Origin of the sequence: Vreelandella boliviensis LC1 (assembly GCF_000236035.1) — a bacterium.
Lineage (GTDB): Bacteria > Pseudomonadota > Gammaproteobacteria > Pseudomonadales > Halomonadaceae > Vreelandella > Vreelandella boliviensis.
In genome coordinates this window covers 365,354-385,210 of the sequence record NZ_JH393260.1, presented here as the reverse complement: position 1 = coordinate 385,210, position 19,857 = coordinate 365,354, and the positions used below count along the sequence as shown (strand labels likewise).

Below are 19,857 nucleotides of genomic sequence, written 5' to 3'. Positions count from 1 at the left end.
GTCCAGCAGGTATTAGACCCGTACGGTGTGATCTCGGATGAACGTGCCTGCCGTCTTTGCTGGCATGTCCGCTTTGGGTCGAAACCAGCCCTGCAACCCCCATCTAAGCCCACTCCATATGCAAACTTTTAAAATCCCCTTAGCTTCAAAGCTACCAGATAGTGATTGCTGCCGTCACTGTAAATTAACCCTTTATACTGCCTTCATTTATGGGCGATGAACACGGTAAGCTTGGCGGCAACGCCGCTGCTGAGCAACGACCTTGATGATGACTACCCACTGGATACTCGGCCCTGGTGCCATTGGCCGTCTGCTGGCCCATTCGCTTTCACCTATAGCAGCCACAACGCTCATTGGTCGACGTGCGCTCCCAGAGCAGCAGATACTGACCACGCCGGAGGGCGAGCAGCGCGTTCTGCCGCTAAGCTCGTTGACGATAGCGCAACTGGCGTCAAGTACGCCTAAACCACCCGCCTTTGTGCATATCACCACCAAAGCGATGACGGCAGAGACGGCGCTGGCTGGCATTAGTGGCTATATACCCCCTTCTACCCCATTGGTACTTTGGCAGAACGGTTTTTTGGCGCAGCCACGGATTACCCAGACATGGCCAGGGCCGGTGTTATGCGCAACAACTACTGATGGTGCTTACCTAAACGGTAATGATGGCGTGGTACATGCGGGGCGCGGACATACCTTTGTGGGCGACTTGAATAACCAGCACGGCGATCTGGCGAAAGCACTGGCGCAAACGTTAACTCAGGCGGGGCTTGCCGCCACCAAGGTGGATGATATTCGTCAACGCTTGTGGCAGAAGCTGGCAGTAAACGCGGCGATTAACCCCCTAGTGGCACTGAATGGCGTGCGTAACGGGGAGCTGCGTGCTGACGCTTATGCGGGGCGTGTGGAAGCAGTTGTAAAGGAAGTGGCGGCGATTATGTTGGCGGAAGGTATTCAGCCGCCGAACGGTGGGCAAGGTAATGGTATGAGTGGTGAGCAAGCATGGTTGGCGTTGGTGTGGCAGGTGGTGGGAAACACCGCGAACAACAAAGCCTCAATGTTGCAGGATGTAGAAGCAAAACGCCCCACCGAGCGAGGGGCGATTTTGGGGCCTTTGATTGGGAGTGCCGAGCGGCATGGGTTGGGGTGTACGGTGCTGCAAGATTTGGATAATCAGCTAGCGATGCTAGAGGCGAGTTTTTAGCCCTCTGCTGAGGCAGCTTCGCTGCCTATTCGCGCGCTGAAACGCCCTCCCACAATGGCTGTGTGCCGGAGCGCCAAAGCACTTCTTAATTAAGTAACCGGAATCACCACCACTTTTTGGTAGGCGGGGCGTTCAGCAATTTGTTGGTACCAGCGCTCTAGGTGGCTGCGCGGCTGCCAGGTTAAGCCGATATGCCATAAATTGTAGATAAACGGCGCCACGGCGATATCGCCCAGGCCAAATTGATTGCCTGAAAAATACGCCTGCTTAGCCAGCACGTTATCCAGCATCTCAAACAGCTCTTCGCACGCCTGCATGCCCGCTTCAATAGCGGCATGATCGCGCTTCTCGGGTGGAGTTCTGACATAGCCCATCAGGATCGTGCGGTGTCTGGGTGACAGCGTGCTGTTCGCCCAATCCATCCACTTTTCTGCCTGCGCCCGTTCGGCGGGGGCATCAATCCATAGCTTGCTTTGGCCGTACTGCGCAGCCAGGTAGCGAATAATCGTATTGGATTCCCACAGCACACTGTTGGTGGCGTCATCTTTAAGTAGCGGCACTAGGCCATTGGGATTCATGGCCAGGTAGTCGGGCGTGTTATTAACCCCGTGCTGAAGACCGGCCTGAATCTGCTCAAACGGCAGTTCCAGCTCTTCTAGCACCCAGAGCACTTTTTTGACGTTGGTGGAGTTGTTGCGGCCCCAAAGCGTGATCATGGCAATCCTTCTATTTGCGCAAAGAGAGGAAGTTGAGTTTGCCTCGCACGGGTTTAGGTGGCAAGTCAGGGCGGCTTTGCCGCCCTCGCGGGTGCCTTGTGTTGCTCGTTCCTCGCAAAACTCGTTACCACGCTCTACTACAACCCCTTTCTCCTTACCTTTCACGCCTCTAAACATTCACTCCTCACGATTCACCCTCTTTATCCTGGTAAAACTGCATCAGGCTTGAGAAGTCGAGTTTACCGTTGCCTTTAGCTTTATGCAGGGTGAACAGTGAGCGAGCGGCAGAGCCCATGGGTACCGCGGAGGCGCTTTGCTGGCTGACATCCATGGCAAGACCCAGGTCTTTGATCATCAGGTCGACTTGGAAACCGCCCTGGTAATCTTTGGAGGCCGGTGCATTCTCCATTACTCCTGGGTAAGGGTTATACACATTCAACGCCCAGTTACCGCCGGAGCTCTGCTTCATGATTTCAGACAGCACCGCGGGGTCTAGGCCGTTTTTGACGCCCATATTGATCGCTTCGCAGGTGCCCGCCATCAAGATAGACAGCAGCATGTTGTTGCAGACTTTAGCTACCTGCCCTGCGCCGTGGTCGCCAGCGTGGAAGATGTTTTTGCCCATTACGTCCAGCACCAACTTGGCCTGCTCGAACTGGGCTTCTGAGCCGCCGACGATAAACGTCAGCGTGCCCGCTTGTGCGCCGCCTACCCCGCCGGAAACCGGCGCGTCCACAAAGCCTATACCCAGCTTCTCGCCTTCAGCGGCAACGCTACGGGCGGTGTCGGCATCAATGGTGGAGCAGTCGATCACCAAAGCACTTTTTTTGATCACTTCAAAAAGCGGGGTATCGCCTTCTACGTAGAGACCGCGCACGTGCTTGCCTGCTGGCAACATGGAGATCACATAATCCGCATCAGTAGCGGCTTCTTGGGCCGAAAAAGCTACTTCACAGCCGTTAGATTTGGCGGTGTCCAGTGCGTCTGCAGAAAGATCAAAAGCGCGGACGTTAAAACCCGCTTTTGATAAGTTGGCGGCCATCGGGCCACCCATGTTGCCTAAACCGATAAACGCAACGGTAGTCATCAGTGTTGTCCTTATTATTTGTTTACAAAGATTTAGTCTAGGTTTGCTATTTAATCTAGGTCGGCGAGAGGGTTCTTATGCCACGGAGAGGCTAACAGTTCGTTGATAAAGCTCTCCTCTACCGAGGCTACATCCGGGTATGTCCACGCCGGTTGGCCATCTTTATCGACCAGTAGCGCACGTACGCCCTCGGGAAACTCGCGGTGGCGGCAGCACTGCACTGACAGCGCCATTTCGGATTGGAACACCTCTGCCAGAGACATATGTTTTGCGCGCTTTAGCTGCTCATCAATCAATTTGACCGACACCGGGCTACCGTGGGCGAGCGTTTTCTGCGCTTTGCTAAACCACTTATTGTCACTTTTTACCGCCGTAATAGCGGCGACAATTTGCTCCACGCTGTCGTGATCCATCAACTCGCGAATCAGCGGTGAGTGCTGATAAATAGGCGCTTCCAGCTCGGCGAATACAGGCTGCGATGTTTGCTCAAGCTCACGCATGATGCGGTTAACCACACCGTTGGCATCGGTATTTTCACCGGCTCCCCAGGGTGTGTCGGTTAATTGCTGCAGCAGGGCATCACGGTGGTGGCTGGCGATACAACGGTCAGCCAAGCCAAGGTGCACAGCATCAGGCGCATTGATTTGGCAGCCGGTCATGGCTAAAAAGCGCCCCGAGCCGTTGGGCAGGCGGTTCAAAAACCAGCTGGCGCCTACATCCGGGTAGAGGCCGATGGTGACTTCCGGCATTGCCAGCCGCGAGGTTTCAGTCACTACACGGTGGTTGCTAGCGCTTAACAGCCCCATACCACCGCCCATCACAATGCCATTGCCCCAGCAGATCACCTGTTTGGGGTAAGTATGTAAGAGAAAATCGAGCCGATACTCGGTCTCGAAAAAGCGCTCTGGAAAGCTGGGATCACCCTCGCCGGTAATCGTTTTATACAGATTCACCACATCGCCACCGGCACAAAACGCTTTGTCGCCTGCGCTATCCAGCACAACCGCCACTACCCGCTCGTCGGTGGCCCAGCCACGCAGGCGGGGCAACATCTCTTCACACATCTCAAGCGTTAAGGCATTTAGCGAGCGCTCAGCATTTAGCTTAACCTCGGCAATAACGTGGCCATCTTGGGTGGAGTGTTCAGTAAACAGTACGCTGCTCATTGGCATTCCTTATCCAGCATTTATTTCATCGAGCCTACTGACCAGCACCTAGAGCTCGGTGGCGCCATCTGCCAGTACCCGGCGTGAAATGATCAGCCGCATGATTTCGTTGGTGCCTTCAAGAATCCGGTGCACCCGGGTGTCGCGCACATAGCGCTCCATGGGGTACTCCTTGATATAGCCGTTGCCGCCGTAAAGTTGAAGCGCTTCATCGCACACTTTGAAGCCCACATCGGTAGCAAACCGCTTGGCCATGGCACAGTAGGTCGGTGCGTCGGCGTGGCCTGCATCCAGCTTGGTTGCGGCCATACGCACCAACTGCCGCGCAGCAACCAGCTCAGTGACCATATCGGCTAAGCGGAACTGTAGCGCCTGAAACTCGGCTAGACGTTTACCGAATTGTTTGCGCTCAAGCATATACTCGCGCGCTTTGTTGATTGCCTGCTGGGCGGTGCCGATAGAGCAAGTCGCAATATTGATTCGCCCACCGTCGAGGCCCTTCATGGCGATTTTGAAACCGTCACCTTCGTTGCCGAGCAGGTTATTGGCGGGCACCCGCACGTCTTCAAAGGTGATCATGCGCGTGGGCTGGCTGTTCCAGCCCATCTTCTCTTCTTTGCGCCCGTAGCTAATGCCGTCAGTCTTGGCATCCACTGCAAACGCCGAGATGCCACTGGCACCCTCACCACCGGTGCGAGCCATTACCACCAGAAAATCGGTGCTACCGGCGCCGGAAATAAACATCTTGCTGCCGTTGATCAGGTAGTCGTCACCGTCACGCTTCGCCGTGGTTTTAAGCGAGGCAGCATCGGAGCCTGAATTGGGCTCGGTTAAACAGTAAGAGCCCAGCAGCTCGCCCGTGGCCAGCCTTTCGCCCCACTGCTCTACGGCTTCTTGTGTTCCAAAGTCGGCCAGCATCCAGGTGACCATATTGTGGATGGTCAGATAGGCGGTGGTAGAGGTGCAGCCCATAGAGAGCTGTTCGAAAATGATGCTGGCGTCCAATCGCGAAAGGCCTAATCCGCCCACACTTTCCGGCGCATAAAGAGAGCAGAAACCCAACTCGCCCGCTTTGCGAATCACATCGACGGGGAAAAATGCGGTCTGATCCCATTCGGCGGCATGAGGCTCCAGCTCGTTTTGAGCGAACGCCCTTGCCATATCGGCAAACGCAACCTGGTCTTCATTGAGCTCAAAATTCATGGCGTATCTCCGCTAGTGTGCCGACACACTGGCTGTTGTCGTTGTAATTGACGTTTACGTTAACTTATCCATTTACCCGACCACAAGCAACATACCAGCGTTTGCGACCTTAGGCGTAGGCCTGAATGAATGCATATAAAAGGGCGCCAAACGGCGCCCAGCGTTAAGGCATCAATCAGCACGAGACAGAGCGTGCTATTCAACACAGCTACTTAAAGTTTTTGCGATACATCTTGTCCAGTTCACCGATGATGCCGCTACGGAAACTGAGCACACAGACCACAAAGATAATCCCCAGAATCACGCTGACCCAGTTGCCCAGCGGCGATTGCGCCAAAATATGCTGCAGGCTGACCACGATTCCCGCGCCCATCAAAGGCCCAAGCAAGGTGCCTACGCCACCCAACAGGGTCATCAAAATCACTTCGCCAGACATATGCCAGTGCGCATCGGTCAGCGAAGCCAGTTGGAATACCACGGTTTTCGTTGAGCCTGCCAAGCCTGCCAAACCGGCGGAGATGACAAACGCAACGAGCTTATAGGCGTCGGTGTTGTAGCCTAGCGATACCGCTCGAGGTTCGTTTTCGCGAATCGCCTTGAGCACCTGACCAAACGGCGAGTGCACCGTGCGCTGAATCAGCGCGAAGCCAAAGATAAATATCGCGAAGACAAAGTAGTACATGGCCAGATTGCTGCTCAGGCTGATTACCCCAAACAGTTCGCCACGGGGCACGCCATGCAAGCCATCCTCACCGCCGGTAAACGGCGCCTGGACAAACATAAAGTACACCAGCTGGGCGATCGCCAGAGTCACCATAGCGAAATAGATGCCCTGGCGACGTATGGAGAGCACCCCAAATACTACGCCAAGCAACGTGGCTAACAGGGTGCCAGCGATAATACCCAGCTCCGGCGTTAACCCTGGATAGCTCGCCAATAGATAGCCGGTTACGTAGCCACCGGTCGCCAGGAACGCCGCATGGCCAAAAGAGAGCAACCCTGCATAGCCAAGCAGCAGGTTAAACGCACAGGCAAATAGCGCGAAACAGAGCACCTTCATCAGGAACACGGGGTAGGCTAAAAATGGCGCGACCAAACCCACCACAATCAACGCCAGATAGAACATATTGCGACGAAATTTAGCTCGCTTTTGACGCTCCACTACCGCGGATGGCGCCGTCATTGGTTGAGATTCTGCCATGTTCATGCCTCCTTACCGAACAGCCCAACGGGGCGAAACATGAGCACAAGGATCATGACAAGAAAGATCACCGTATTAGCGGCTTCTGGGTAGTACACCTTGGTTAGCCCTTCGATGATACCCATGGCGAGACCGGTAATAATCGCACCTAGAATCGACCCCATACCGCCAATCACCACGACCGCAAAAACCACGATCAACAGGCTTGACCCCATGGTTGGCGATACCGGATAGAGCGGCGCAGCCAAGACCCCGGCAAATGCGGCGAGCGCAACGCCAAAGCCATAAGTAAGCGTAATGAGCAATGGCACGTTAACGCCAAACGCCTGCATTAACTGCGAGTTTTCAGTACCCGCGCGCAGGTAAGCCCCCAGCCGCGTGCGTTCGATCATAAACCAGGTAAACAGGCACATCGCCAGCGCCGCCACCAGTACCCAGGCGCGGTAAGTGGGCAGGAACATAAAGCCCAGGTTCAAACCACCCTGAAAAATTTCCGGCGTAGCATAGCGCGCACCAGAAACACCGAAGAAATTGACCAGCGTGCCCTCAAAAATCAGCGCTAAACCGAAGGTCAGCAACAGCCCGTAGAGATGGTCTAAATGGGCAATTCTGCGTAGTAAAAAGCGCTCCAGCAGCACACCGAAGGCGCCCACCACTAACGGCACCAAAAATAGCGCCAGCCAGTAATTAATGCCTAAATAACGAAAGCCCAACAGCGCGGCGAAGGCCCCCAGCATGTATTGCGCCCCGTGGGCAAAGTTGACGATCTTCAACAGGCCGAAGATGACCGCCAAGCCCAGACTAAGCAGTGCGTAAAAGGCGCCATTCACTAGGCCCAGCGTTAGCTGCCCCATGAAGACGGCCATTGGCACGCCGAATATCATCATCATGATACGACTCTCCTCGCCGTCATGCAGTTGGCGGCAACTTGCCGCCAACCGGTTCTACACGTCACTTGCGATTGCTAACTGATCCAAGCCAGCCTAGAAATTAGTTCTGCACCAATTTGCACTGGCTTTCAGATAGCGGGCGGTAGGCTTCTTCGGCGGGAATGGTGCTGAGGATTTCGTAAAGGTCCCACTCACCGGTGGACTCATCCGGCGTTTTTACCTGGGCCAGGTACATATCGTGGATCATGCGGCCATCTTCACGAATCGAGCCGTTACGGGCAAAGAAGTCTTCAATCGGCATCTCGGCCATTTGCGCGCGCACGGTTTCCGGGTCGTCAGTGCCCGCCGCTTCAACGGCTTTCAGGTAGTGCATGGTGCTGGAGTAAATGCCCGCTTGAACCATGGTCGGCATGCGACCGACTTCGTCGAAGTAGCGCTGCGCCCACTCACGGGAGTGTTCATCCATATCCCAGTACCAGCCAGTAGTGAGCAGTAGCCCTTGAGTGGCATCCAGGCCCAGCGCATGAACATCATTCAAGAAAATCAGCAGGCCCGCTAGCTGCTGACCAGACTGGGTAATACCAAACTGGCTGGCGGTGGTGATTGCATTAACAGTGTCAGCACCGGCGTTGGCAAGACCAATAATTTTCGCACCGGAACCTTGCGCCTGAAGAATGTAAGAGGAGAAGTCATTAGTGGGGAATGGGTGGCGTACGCCGCCAACAATTTCACCGCCGCTCTCTTCCACGACTTTGGTCACGTCGGCTTCAAGCGCATGACCAAACGCATAGTCAGCGGTAAGCATAAACCAGCTGTCGCCCCCCTGCTCTACTACCGCTTTAGCGGTTCCGTTAGCGAGCGGATAGGTGTCGTATACCCAATGAATATGGTTAGGCGTGCAATGTTCATTGGTAATACTAGAAGCCGCAGAGCCAGACACGATGCCCAGACCATTGTTCTCTTCGAGCACTTTGGTAACCGCAATCGACACTGAAGAGGCGACCAAGCCCGCGACCATATCGACGTTGTCTTGATCGATCCAGCCGCGCACAGTGTTCGCGCCGACGTCAGCGCTGTTGCGGTCATCCGCACTGAACACTACAATCGGGCTACCGTTAACGCTGCTACCAAAATCTTCAACCGCCATTTCTAGCGCAGTTTGCCCGCCCGGGCCAGCCAGGTCACGATATGTACCAGACATATCAGCTAAGTAGCCAATACGAACTTCACCATCGCTCATATCCGCCTGGGCAGTGGACACAGCAAGGCTTGAAGCTGCTGCAACGGCGATGCTGGTGGCCATCGTTTTTTTCATAAAGGTCATGTTCGTCTCCTGGCCCTGGGGCCCTTGTTGTTATGTAATGGTGAAGCGGTTGTGTAACGACATACCAAATTAGTGATTCATTTATTATTCTTTTAAGCAGCGAAGTGTGGCGTCAAGAGAGTCTTATTGTGCGTTATACCCCTAGCATTGAGTTGAGATGTTCCCGCCGCGATGGCAGCTCAGCAGCGCTGATTTCTTCGACAATCTGACCGTGATCCATCACAAAGTGGCGATCTGCCAGCGGTGCCGCAAAGCGGAAGTTCTGTTCCACGAGCACAATGGTCATACCGCGCTCTTTAAGCTGAACCAGAACTTCGGCTAGCTTCTGGACAATGACTGGGGCCAGTCCCTCGGTTATTTCATCGAGTAGCAGCATGCGCGCCCCCGTGCGCAAAATACGCGCCATGGCTAACATCTGCTGTTCGCCACCGGAAAGCCGCGTGCCTTGGCTTCTACGCCGTTCATAAAGGTTGGGAAACATGGCGTAGATTTCATCGAGGCTCATGCCTCCCGAGCGAACGGTAGGCGGAAGTAACAGGTTCTCGTGCACATCTAAGCTTGCAAAAATACCACGCTCTTCAGGGCAATAGCCGATCCCTAAGCGTGGGATATGGTGGGGTTTCATGTTGAGTGTTTCGTTACCGTTTATCACGATCGAGCCGGTACGCCGCCCCACCATATTCATAATTGATTTTAAGGTAGTGCTACGGCCTGCACCGTTGCGGCCAAGCAAAGTGACCAGTTCACCACGTTTCACATCAAAATTAACGCCGTGCAGAATATGCGACTCACCATAAAAGGCGTGTAGATCCTGCACGCGCAACATTTCCAGGCTTTGAGTGTTATCGATAGGCGCCTGCGCTTCTGCGGTATTCATACGGCAGCCCCCTCTTTTTCAGAACCATCCTCTTCCGCGGCGTCACTGCCCATATACGCTTCGCGTACCAATGGGTTACGAGAGACAGCATCGTAATCACCCTCTGCCAGCACCGCTCCCCGCGCCAATACGGTAATGCGGTCACACAGGCGACTAACAACGCTTAGGTTATGTTCCACCATCAGTACTGTACGCCCCTGCGAGACACGCTTAATCAGCGCTACGATGCGATCGACATCTTCCGCACCCATGCCCTGGGTAGGCTCATCTAGCAGCATCATGGTGGGATCAAGCGCCAGCGTCGTGGCAAGCTCAAGTGCTCGCTTGCGCCCGTAAGGCATTTCTACGGTTAAAGTGTCGGCGTACTCACGCAGCCCAACTTCTTCGAGTAATTCAAGGGCGCGCTCGTTGAGGTGATCTAGAGATTTCTCTGACTTCCAGAAATGAAACGAGGTGCCCAGTTTTCGCTGTAGTGCTACCCGTACATTCTCCAGCGCTGTCATATGGGCAAACACCGCTGAAATCTGAAACGAACGCACCAAGCCTAACTGCGCAATTTCATTGGATTTCTTACCCGTGATCGACTTGCCACGGTACAAAATGTCGCCGCGGGTAGGCGGTAGAAATTTCGTCAGCAGATTAAATACCGTGGTTTTACCGGCGCCATTGGGGCCTATCAGCGCATGTATATGCCCTTCCTGCACCTGAAGATTGACGTCGTCCACAGCGGTAAACCCACGGAACTCTTTGGTCAGCCCCCGGGTTTCGAGGACAGATCCTTGGAGGACATCGTTTGCACTCATAGAGTGGCAAGCCTCTTGTTGTTGTACTGAATTGTTGTACTGAATTGTTGTTGTGCTAAATCATTGCAGGCAAATCGACTGCCACTGCTTTACCTGAACGTAAGGTGTATGTGCAAACTAGCAACTCTAGCTATAGCAATACAATTACAACTTTGGTCTATCGGCGATATTGTGTTTGATTAATAACCGACTTAAAAACATAGATATTAACAAGTTACGGCATTTCAACGCTTTTCAACTGCCAACAACTATTGCTTTACGTTAACGTAAACTTGTTTTAGCCTCAATGGCAGTGTTCCATAGAAGGCATATCTTAGGAATGATCTTTAGGAATTATTGTTAACAACATGCCTTTTTGAGAGAACGTCACCATGAGCAAAACTTACTCGATTAGTGAACTGGCCAGCGAGTTTGACTTGACTACCCGCAGCATCCGTTTTTACGAAGACCAGGAGTTGCTTCACCCCACCCGCCGCGGGCAAACCCGTGTCTACAGTAGTAAGGATCGGGTGCGACTCAAGCTGACCATTCGCGGTAAACGCCTTGGCTTATCACTCGCCGAAATCCGCGAGTTATTCGAGCTCTGGGATGAAACCCGCAGCGGCAGTAAAAAACAGCTGCATTTAATGCTCAGCAAAATAGCCGAGCGTCGTGCGGCACTCGACCAACAGATGAAAGACATCACCATGGTGCAGTTAGAGCTTGAGAGCGCCGAAATTCGCTGCCGCCAAGCGTTAGAAGAGCTAGATGAAAAAGAGCCACACGAAAAACAGCAGGAAGAAGAACAAACGGAAGCCACCGATTAATTGCAGCCCCACTCTGCCGCCGCCATACACAGACTCGGCACCCAGTCATACATACCACCAAATCGATTAGCCGACACAGCTAGCCAATATAAATAATTAGCAATAGGTGATTGACCATGTTTTCACACTACTCAGAACTCAATTTTGGCCTCGATGACGAACTGAACATGCTACGGGAGCAGGTCAACGCCTTTGCCGCCAGTGAGATTGCCCCCCGGGCTGCTGAAATCGACCGCAACAATGAGTTCCCCAACGATTTGTGGAAGAAGTTTGGCGATATGGGGCTATTAGGGATTACCGTCTCGGAAGAGGATGGCGGCAGTGGCATGGGTTATCTCGCCCACTGTATCGCTATGGAAGAGATCTCCCGCGCCAGCGCGTCGGTGGCGCTCTCCTACGGCGCCCATTCCAACCTGTGCGTCAACCAGATCAAGATCAACGCCTCCCCCGAACAGAAAGCCAAATACCTGCCCAAACTGATGAGCGGCGACCATGTAGGCGCTTTGGCCATGTCGGAACCCGGCGCAGGCTCCGATGTGGTCTCGATGCAGCTGCGCGCTAAGCGAGACGGTGACCACTATATTCTTAACGGCAACAAAATGTGGATCACCAACGGACCCGACGCCGATGTACTGGTGGTGTACGCCAAGACTGACCCAGAAGCAGGCTCTAAAGGCATCACGGCATTTATTATCGAAAAAGGCATGCCCGGCTTTACCACTGCTCAGAAGCTCGACAAGCTCGGCATGCGCGGCTCCAACACCTGTGAACTGGTGTTCCAGGACTGTGCCGTGCCCGCTGAAAATATACTTGGGGCGGAAGGCAAAGGCGTTCGCGTACTGATGAGCGGGCTGGATTTTGAGCGCACCGTGCTGGCTGCTGGCCCTATCGGCATTATGCAGGCCGCCATGGATGTGGTGATGCCGTATATCCATGAGCGCAAGCAGTTCAATCAGTCGATAGGTGAGTTCCAACTGGTACAGGGCAAAGTGGCCGATATGTACACCACTCTCAATGCCTGCCGCGCCTACCTTTATGCCGTAGCAGGCGCCTGTGATCGTGGCCAAACCTCCCGCAAAGACGCTGCCGGTGTGATTCTTTACTGTGCGGAAAAAGCCACGCAGGTGGCGCTGGACTCCATTCAGCTACTCGGAGGCAACGGCTATATCAACGAATACCCCACCGGGCGCCTGCTACGCGACGCCAAACTGTATGAAATTGGCGCGGGTACCAGCGAGATTCGGCGGATGCTGATTGGCCGCGAACTGTTCACTGAAACCCTTTAACAAAAATCAGCAGGGTCGCGCCATGAGCACTGTTAATAGCCAAGTCAATCCGCGCAGCGATGTGTTTCAAGCCAACGAAGCCTCAATGCTCGGTGAAGTCACTAAACTACGCGAGCTGACCGCCGCCATCGCCGAGGGCGGCGGTACTAAAGCCCGCGAACGTCACGAAAGCCGCGGCAAGCTGTTTGTGCGTGACCGTATTGATCACCTGATCGATGAAGGCTCACCGTTTTTAGAATTTTCTGCCCTCGCCGCTCACCATATTTACGATAGCGAGATTCCCGCGGCGGGCGTGGTCACCGGCATTGGCCGGGTGTCTGGCATCGAGTGCGTGATCGTCGCCAATGACGCCACGGTGAAGGGCGGCACCTATTTCCCGCTGACGGTGAAAAAGCATATTCGCGCCCAGGAGATCGCCCGCAAACATCGTCTGCCGTGCATTTATCTGGTCGATTCCGGTGGGGCTTTTTTGCCCATGCAAGATGAAGTGTTCCCTGACCGCGACCACTTCGGGCGCATTTTCTATAACCAGGCGACCATGTCGGCCGAAGGCATTCCGCAAATTGCCGTGGTGATGGGTTCCTGCACGGCGGGCGGCGCTTATGTGCCCGCCATGGCGGATGAGTCAATTATCGTCAAAGAGCAAGGCACGATTTTTCTCGGTGGCCCACCCTTGGTTAAAGCTGCCACCGGCGAAAGCATTAGCGCTGAAGATTTAGGTGGTGCGGATGTTCATGCCAAAGTGAGCGGCGTGGCCGATCATTACGCAGAAAACGACGCCCACGCGCTGCAGCTTGCCCGCGCCTGTGTGTCGCGGCTGAACTGGCAAAAGCGTGGCAAGCTCGCCATGCAGGCGCCCAAGCCACCCAAGCTCGACCCTGCTGAACTTTATGGCATTGTCGGCACCGATCTTAAAAAGCCTTACGACGTGCGGGAAGTGATTGGACGCATTGTCGATGATTCCGACTTTGACGAGTTCAAACGCTATTACGGTGACACCCTGGTCACTGGCTTCGCCCATATTCACGGCTACCCGGTGGGTATTGTGGCCAACAACGGCGTGCTGTTTTCCGAGAGCGCGGTGAAGGGTGCGCACTTTATTGAGCTATGCGCCCAGCGCAAGATTCCGCTTATCTTCCTGCAGAACATCACCGGCTTTATGGTTGGCTCCAAGTACGAACACGAAGGCATCGCCAAGCACGGCGCCAAGCTGGTGACCGCCGTAGCCTGCGCCAAAGTGCCCAAGTACACCGTCCTGATTGGCGGCAGTTTTGGCGCCGGCAACTACGGTATGTGTGGCCGCGCCTACGACCCCAACCTGCTGTTTATGTGGCCCAATGCGCGCATTTCCGTCATGGGTGGCGAGCAGGCAGCGGGCGTACTGGCCCAGGTTAAGCGCGAGCAGCACGAACGCGAAGGCCGTGAGTGGAGCAAAGAAGAAGAAGAAGCCTTTAAGCAGCCCACCCGCGAGCAGTACGAGCATCAGGGCCATCCCTACTACGCCAGCGCCCGCTTGTGGGACGACGGCGTGATTGATCCGCTGCAAACCCGCGATGTACTGGGGCTTTCTCTAGCCGCTGCGATGAATGCCGAAGTCGAAGAGACACGCTTCGGCGTGTTCCGGATGTAAGGGGGCAATCACCATGGCTTACTCAACGCTGATTATAGAAGAGGGCTTAGCGCGCCTGACCTTAAACCGCCCCGAGGTGCATAACGCCTTTGACGATAGTTTGATCGCCGAGCTGAATGAACATCTCAGCCAGCTCCACGCCCTTGCTGAAGCGGGTGATGTGCGCGTGGTGGTACTGGGCTCCGAAGGCAAAAGCTTCTCCGCGGGTGCCGATTTAAACTGGATGAAGCGCATGGTCGATTACGACCTGGAAGATAACCTCGCTGATTCCCGCAAGCTTGCCGCGCTAATGCACGGCCTGGATACGCTGCCCTGCCCTACCGTCTGCCGTGTTCAAGGTGCCGCCTTTGGCGGCGCGGTGGGCTTGGCCGCCTGCTGCGACATAGTGATCGCCTCGGGTAAAGCCAAGTTCTGCCTTTCGGAAGTCAAAATTGGCCTATCGCCCGCGGTTATCAGCCCCTATGTACAGCGCGCGCTAGGCGAGCGGCAGATGCGTCGCTATGCGTTAACCGCCGAAGTCATGGATGCCGAAACCGCGCTTAAGCTCGGTTTAGCCCACCAGGTAGTTGAACACGAAGCGTTAGACAGCGCCGTCGACGCCATGCTAACGACGCTCTTGGCAGGCTCGCCCCAAGCCCAGCGCGCTACCAAAGCGCTAATGGCAGAGGTGGCTCAAGCCCCTGACAGTGACGACACCCGCGAACATACCTGCCAGGTGATCGCCAAGCTGCGGGTAAGCCAGGAGGGCCAAGAGGGTTTATCCAGCTTTTTTGAGAAGCGCCGCCCCGTCTGGGCCAATTCTAATAACATACCTCACGCTTCGGAGCGTCGCTCATGAAAAAACACGAAAAAGCCGCTCGCACGACGCCTTTCGATACCTTGCTGGTCGCCAACCGCGGTGAAATCGCCTGCCGGGTGATGCGCACAGCCCGCCGTATGGGCCTGAAAACAGTGGCCGTCTACTCCGACGCCGATGCCAGTGCCCGTCACGTGCGTGAAGCCGATGAGGCCGTGCGTTTAGGCCCTGCCGCTGCGCGGGAAAGCTATCTCAATATTGACGCAGTGATTGACGCCGCCAAACGCACCGGCACCGGCGCAATTCACCCCGGCTACGGCTTTCTTTCCGAGAACGGCAGCTTCGTTAAAGCCCTTGAAGAAGCAGGCATTACCTTTGTCGGCCCGCCTGCTTCGGCGATTGCCGCCATGGGTGACAAATCCGCCGCCAAAGCGCGCATGGCCAACGCCGGTGTACCGCTGGTGCCTGGCTACCACGGCGATGATCAAGACGATGCTCTGCTACGCAGCGAAGCCGATAAGATCGGCTACCCGGTGATGCTCAAAGCCAGCGCCGGTGGCGGTGGTAAAGGCATGCGCGTGGTGGAAAGCGGTGATGGTTTTCAGGCCGCGCTAGACGGTTGCCGCCGTGAGTCAAAAGCCGCCTTCGGCGATGACCGCATGCTGATCGAAAAGTACCTAGTACAACCCCGCCATGTGGAAGTGCAGGTGTTCTGCGACCGCCATGGTAACGGTGTATACCTGTTCGAGCGCGACTGCAGCGTGCAGCGCCGCCATCAAAAAGTGATCGAAGAAGCCCCCGCCCCCGGCATGACGGCAGAGCTGCGCAGCGCCATGGGCGATGCCGCGGTGCGTGCCGCTCAGGAGATCGGCTATGTAGGCGCGGGCACCGTCGAATTTTTGCTAGACGGTTCACCAGGGCAGGATGGTTCGTTCTACTTTATGGAGATGAACACCCGTCTTCAGGTCGAGCACCCGGTGACCGAGATGATCACTGGTCAAGATCTGGTCGAATGGCAGCTACGCGTGGCCATGGGCGAACCGCTCCCTTGCCGCCAAGACGAGCTAACCATCACCGGCCATAGCTTTGAAGCGCGGATTTACGCCGAAGACCCGGATCAGGATTTTCTACCTGCCACCGGCCTGCTCACCCGCTTTGCACTGGATTTAGAAGGCGCTGGTTTAAGCAGCGCACAGATACGCCTGGATAGCGGCGTAGAAAGTGGCGACGAAGTATCGATGCATTACGACCCGATGCTCGCCAAGCTGATTGTGCACGGCCCTGACCGCGATGCGGCGCTGGCAACCCTTAACCGCGCCTTGGCAGCGTTAGATGTTCAGGGCGTCGTGACCAACCGCGCCTTCCTGATGCGCCTGGCGACTCATCCCGGCTTTAAAAACGTCGAACTAGACACGCGCTTTATCGAACGCAATGAAGCCACGCTGTTTGCGCCGCGCACCTATAGCATGGAGGCCTACGCCAGCGCGGCGCTGATTGGCCTGAATCAACTTGCCCAGGAGTGCGAAAGCGACTCGCCCTGGGATCGCCACGACGGCTTCCGCCTCAATGCACCGCACACCATTCGCATTGCGCTCTGCGACCCGGCAAGTGCGCAAGCGCCCGATAGCGATGAAGCAGTGGTGATTATTGAAGGTAAACGCAGCGCGGGCGAATCGCTTTGGAACCTCACCATTGGCGACGAAACCCTTACCGCCAGCCTACAGCCGCTGACCGGTGATGCGGTCGCGGTGACCCTGAACGGCCACCGTCGCCGCCTGCAGGCGCGCCGCGATGGGCATGTGGTGGTGATGGCTGATCCGAGCGGTGAAACCCGTCTGTTCTGGCGGCGCATCGACGCGATTGATCACGGCCACCACGAAGCGGAGTCTACCCTCACCGCCCCCATGAACGGCACCGTGGTTGCCCTGCTGGTGGAGCCCGGCGTGGCGGTTGAGAAAGGCATGCCGCTGATGGTGATGGAAGCCATGAAAATGGAGCACACCATGAACGCCCCCGCTGATGGCAGTGTAGACACCTTCCACTTCCAGGCCGGCGACACCGTCAGCCAAGGCGCTGTGCTGCTCGACTTTGCGGCCAACGACGCTGCGGCTAACAAATAGGAGTCACTGCTTATGCCACTGCCTACCTCCGTTAAGCTGTTTGAAATGGCCCCTCGGGATGGCTTGCAAAACGAGCCAGGGGCCATTGTGCCGACCGCGACTAAAATTGCCCTGATTGAGCGGCTTGCCAACGCGGGTATCAGTTATATTGAAGCCGCCAGCTTTGTATCACCCAAGTGGGTGCCGCAAATGGGCGACGCCGTTGAGGTGATGGGTGGCATTAACCGCCAGCCTGGTGTGGTTTATTCGGCACTAACGCCCAATCTAAAAGGGCTGGAAAACGCGCTAACCGTGGGCGTTGAAGAGGTCGCGGTATTTGGTGCCGCTTCTGAAGCCTTCTCGCAAAAGAACATCAACTGCTCCATTGCCGAGTCACTGGCACGCTTTGAACCGGTATTGGAGCGCACCCGTGAGGCAGGCATTCGAGTTCGCGGCTACGTTTCGTGCGTATTGGGCTGCCCCTACGAAGGCGAGATCGCCCCGGCCAAAGTGGCAGAGGTAGCCAAAGCGCTTTATGAAATGGGCTGCTACGAAGTCTCCCTGGGCGACACCATTGGCGTGGGTACGCCGCTGGCCGCTAAACGCATGATTGAGGCGACTCGCCACCAGGTGCCCATTGAGTTTCTAGCCGCCCACTTTCATGACACCTACGGCATGGCGCTGGCTAATTTATACGCTGTGATGGAAGAAGGCGTTAGCGTGATTGATGCGGCGACGGCAGGCCTGGGCGGCTGCCCGTATGCCAAAGGCGCATCCGGCAATGTGGCTACCGAAGACGTGCTCTATCTGCTTGAAGGGCTAGGCATTGAGACAGGCATCGACCTTCAAGCGGTGATTGATACCGGCTACTGGATCACCAACGAGCTCGGCCGCAAGCCAAGTTCCAAAGTGGCCCTGGCAAAAGGCCCTGATCATTGACATTAGAAGTGAATAACAAAAAATTAAAAACAGCTAATTATCCTCTGCCTTCCCGTTCGGACAAGAAAAATATCGGAGAGATACACCATGGCATCGCCTACTCTTACCCAACCCAGCTACTCCAGCAGCATGGCAGACAAGCCACTTCTTGGTATGACGATTGGCGATAAATTCGACCAAATCGCGACCCAACATGCCGATAACGACGCGCTGATTGTGCTGCACCAGAACATTCATTGGAGCTATCGCCAGCTTCACGAAGAGGTCAATCGCTGCGCCCGTGCACTGCTCTCCATTGGTGTTGACAAAGGCGACCGGGTGGCCATTTGGGCACCCAACTGCAGCGAATGGACGCTCACCCAGTTTGCCACCGCCAAAATCGGCGCCATCCTGGTTAACATTAACCCGTCTTACCGCACCCACGAATTGGAGTATGTGCTGAATCAATCCGGCGCACGGTTTCTGGTCTCCGCCGACAGCTTCAAAAGTTCTGACTACAGCGCCATGCTCTATGAACTAGCACCCGAATTAAAAACCAGCAACAAAGGCGAACTGAAGTCTCAAAAGTTGCCAGACCTTGAGTGTATTATTAATTTAAGCAGTGAAAAGCTAAGCGGCATGTGGCGCTGGTCTGACCTGATGGAAGAAGCGAGCAAGGTTAGCCAAACCGATGTTGACGATCTGCAGGCGACGCTGCAATTTGATGACGCGATCAATATTCAGTACACCTCTGGCACCACGGGCTTTCCTAAAGGAGCTACGCTTTCTCACCACAATATTCTCAACAACGGCTTCTTCGTGGCGGAGAGTATGGGCTTTACCAGCGAAGACCGCTTGGTGATTCCGGTGCCGCTTTACCACTGCTTTGGCATGGTGATGGGCAACTTGGGCTGTATTACCCACGGCGCCACCATGATCTATCCGGACGAGGGCTTTGACCCCGGCAAAGTGCTTAAGGCCGTGCATGACCAGAAAGCCACCGCGCTGTACGGCGTGCCGACCATGTTTATCGCCGAGCTGGACCACCCGGATTTCCCTAGCACCGACCTCTCATCCCTGCGAACCGGCATTATGGCGGGCTCGATCTGCCCGGCAGAAATTATGAAGCAGGTGATCAATAAGATGAATATGAAGGGCGTGCAGATCGCCTACGGCATGACGGAAACCAGCCCAGTATCTACCCAGACCGGCGCTAACGACAGCATTGAGAAGCGCGTTTCCACGGTTGGTCGCACTCAGCCGCACCTGGAAAATAAAATCGTCGACCCCGGCAACGGCGGCATTCTCCCCCGAGGTGAAATCGGCGAGCTATGTACCCGCGGCTATAGCGTGATGCTGAAGTACTGGAACAACGACAAAGCCACCACTGAAGCCATTGATGAAGCGGGCTGGATGCACACCGGCGACCTGGCCACCATGGATGAAGAAGGTTATATCCAGATTGTTGGTCGCATTAAAGACATGGTCATTCGCGGCGGCGAAAACGTTTATCCCAAAGAGATCGAAGAGTTTCTTTATGCCCACCCGGCGATTTCGGAAGTACAGGTCACCGGCGTACCGGATAAGAAATACGGTGAAGAGCTGATTGCCTGGGTAAAACTCAATAGCACTGCAGGCGAAGTCACCGGTGAAGAGCTGCGCGAGTACTGCAAAGGCAAAATCACCCACTTCAAAATTCCACGCTATTTCAAGTTCGTTGACGAATTCCCGATGACTGTCACCGGCAAAATTCAGAAATTTAAAATGCGCGAAATTTCCATCCAAGAGCTGGGTTTGGATCAAGAGTCAGGCTTGGATCAAGAGTCAGGCTTGGATAAAGAGTCGTAAGCG

17 protein-coding genes are annotated in these 19,857 nt (G+C 55.3%); 8 read left to right on the top strand and 9 right to left on the bottom strand.

Annotated features, from left to right (window positions below):
- Window positions 1-268: 268 nt before the first annotated feature.
- Window positions 269-1,204, top strand: a complete 936-nt coding sequence (locus tag KUC_RS18735; RefSeq protein ID WP_040481662.1) for a ketopantoate reductase family protein — start codon at window positions 269-271, stop codon at window positions 1,202-1,204.
- Window positions 1,205-1,293: 89 nt separating this feature from the next.
- On the opposite strand, the gene KUC_RS18730 is transcribed toward KUC_RS18735, so the two are convergent.
- The 9 genes from KUC_RS18730 to KUC_RS18690 form a co-directional block, all read right to left on the bottom strand.
- Window positions 1,294-1,920, bottom strand: coding sequence for a glutathione S-transferase family protein (locus KUC_RS18730; RefSeq protein ID WP_007114836.1), 627 nt, complete (start codon window positions 1,918-1,920; stop codon window positions 1,294-1,296).
- A 184-nt stretch (window positions 1,921-2,104) separates the two neighbouring features.
- Window positions 2,105-3,007 carry a 3-hydroxyisobutyrate dehydrogenase gene (gene mmsB, locus KUC_RS18725; RefSeq protein WP_007114835.1) on the bottom strand — a complete coding sequence of 301 codons (903 nt, stop codon included), beginning with the start codon at window positions 3,005-3,007 and terminating at the stop codon, window positions 2,105-2,107.
- A 50-nt stretch (window positions 3,008-3,057) separates the two neighbouring features.
- Window positions 3,058-4,173, bottom strand: coding sequence for an enoyl-CoA hydratase/isomerase family protein (locus KUC_RS18720; RefSeq protein WP_007114834.1), 1,116 nt, complete (start codon window positions 4,171-4,173; stop codon window positions 3,058-3,060).
- 48 nt (window positions 4,174-4,221) lie between these two features.
- On the bottom strand, window positions 4,222-5,376 hold the full coding sequence (locus KUC_RS18715) for an acyl-CoA dehydrogenase family protein (protein WP_007114833.1): 1,155 nt from the start codon (window positions 5,374-5,376) through the stop codon (window positions 4,222-4,224).
- Between the two features lie 208 nt (window positions 5,377-5,584).
- A complete protein-coding gene (locus KUC_RS18710; RefSeq protein WP_040481660.1) occupies window positions 5,585-6,577 on the bottom strand; it encodes a branched-chain amino acid ABC transporter permease in 993 nt (330 codons plus the stop codon).
- 2 nt (window positions 6,578-6,579) lie between these two features.
- Window positions 6,580-7,467: a branched-chain amino acid ABC transporter permease gene (locus tag KUC_RS18705; RefSeq protein ID WP_040481657.1), complete on the bottom strand. Its 888-nt coding sequence runs from the start codon at window positions 7,465-7,467 to the stop codon at window positions 6,580-6,582.
- Between the two features lie 100 nt (window positions 7,468-7,567).
- On the bottom strand, window positions 7,568-8,791 hold the full coding sequence (locus KUC_RS18700) for an ABC transporter substrate-binding protein (protein WP_007114830.1): 1,224 nt from the start codon (window positions 8,789-8,791) through the stop codon (window positions 7,568-7,570).
- 133 nt (window positions 8,792-8,924) lie between these two features.
- Window positions 8,925-9,668, bottom strand: a complete 744-nt coding sequence (locus KUC_RS18695; RefSeq protein WP_007114829.1) for an ABC transporter ATP-binding protein — start codon at window positions 9,666-9,668, stop codon at window positions 8,925-8,927.
- Window positions 9,665-10,471, bottom strand: coding sequence for an ABC transporter ATP-binding protein (locus KUC_RS18690; protein ID WP_007114828.1), 807 nt, complete (start codon window positions 10,469-10,471; stop codon window positions 9,665-9,667). Before KUC_RS18690 ends, KUC_RS18695 begins: the two co-directional genes overlap by 4 nt.
- Window positions 10,472-10,842: 371 nt before the next feature.
- On the opposite strand from KUC_RS18690, the gene KUC_RS18685 reads away from it, so the two are divergent.
- From KUC_RS18685 to KUC_RS18655, 7 genes are all read left to right on the top strand, one after another.
- Window positions 10,843-11,277 (top strand): MerR family transcriptional regulator, encoded by a 435-nt coding sequence (locus KUC_RS18685; RefSeq protein ID WP_007114827.1) that lies wholly within the window; start codon window positions 10,843-10,845, stop codon window positions 11,275-11,277.
- A 116-nt stretch (window positions 11,278-11,393) separates the two neighbouring features.
- On the top strand, window positions 11,394-12,563 hold the full coding sequence (locus tag KUC_RS18680) for an isovaleryl-CoA dehydrogenase (protein WP_007114826.1): 1,170 nt from the start codon (window positions 11,394-11,396) through the stop codon (window positions 12,561-12,563).
- Between the two features lie 22 nt (window positions 12,564-12,585).
- The gene (locus KUC_RS18675) at window positions 12,586-14,193 is read left to right on the top strand and encodes a carboxyl transferase domain-containing protein (protein ID WP_007114825.1); all 1,608 of its coding nucleotides are present in this window, start codon (window positions 12,586-12,588) and stop codon (window positions 14,191-14,193) included.
- Between the two features lie 13 nt (window positions 14,194-14,206).
- Complete coding sequence (locus tag KUC_RS18670) at window positions 14,207-15,031, top strand: enoyl-CoA hydratase/isomerase family protein (protein ID WP_007114824.1); 825 nt, start codon at window positions 14,207-14,209, stop codon at window positions 15,029-15,031.
- The gene (locus tag KUC_RS18665; RefSeq protein ID WP_007114823.1) at window positions 15,028-17,109 is read left to right on the top strand and encodes an acetyl/propionyl/methylcrotonyl-CoA carboxylase subunit alpha; all 2,082 of its coding nucleotides are present in this window, start codon (window positions 15,028-15,030) and stop codon (window positions 17,107-17,109) included. Before KUC_RS18670 ends, KUC_RS18665 begins: the two co-directional genes overlap by 4 nt.
- A 12-nt stretch (window positions 17,110-17,121) precedes the next feature.
- Window positions 17,122-18,027, top strand: a complete 906-nt coding sequence (locus tag KUC_RS18660; protein WP_007114822.1) for a hydroxymethylglutaryl-CoA lyase — start codon at window positions 17,122-17,124, stop codon at window positions 18,025-18,027.
- 87 nt (window positions 18,028-18,114) lie between these two features.
- Window positions 18,115-19,854 (top strand): AMP-binding protein, encoded by a 1,740-nt coding sequence (locus KUC_RS18655; protein WP_007114821.1) that lies wholly within the window; start codon window positions 18,115-18,117, stop codon window positions 19,852-19,854.
- The last annotated feature ends 3 nt before the right edge of the window (window positions 19,855-19,857 follow it).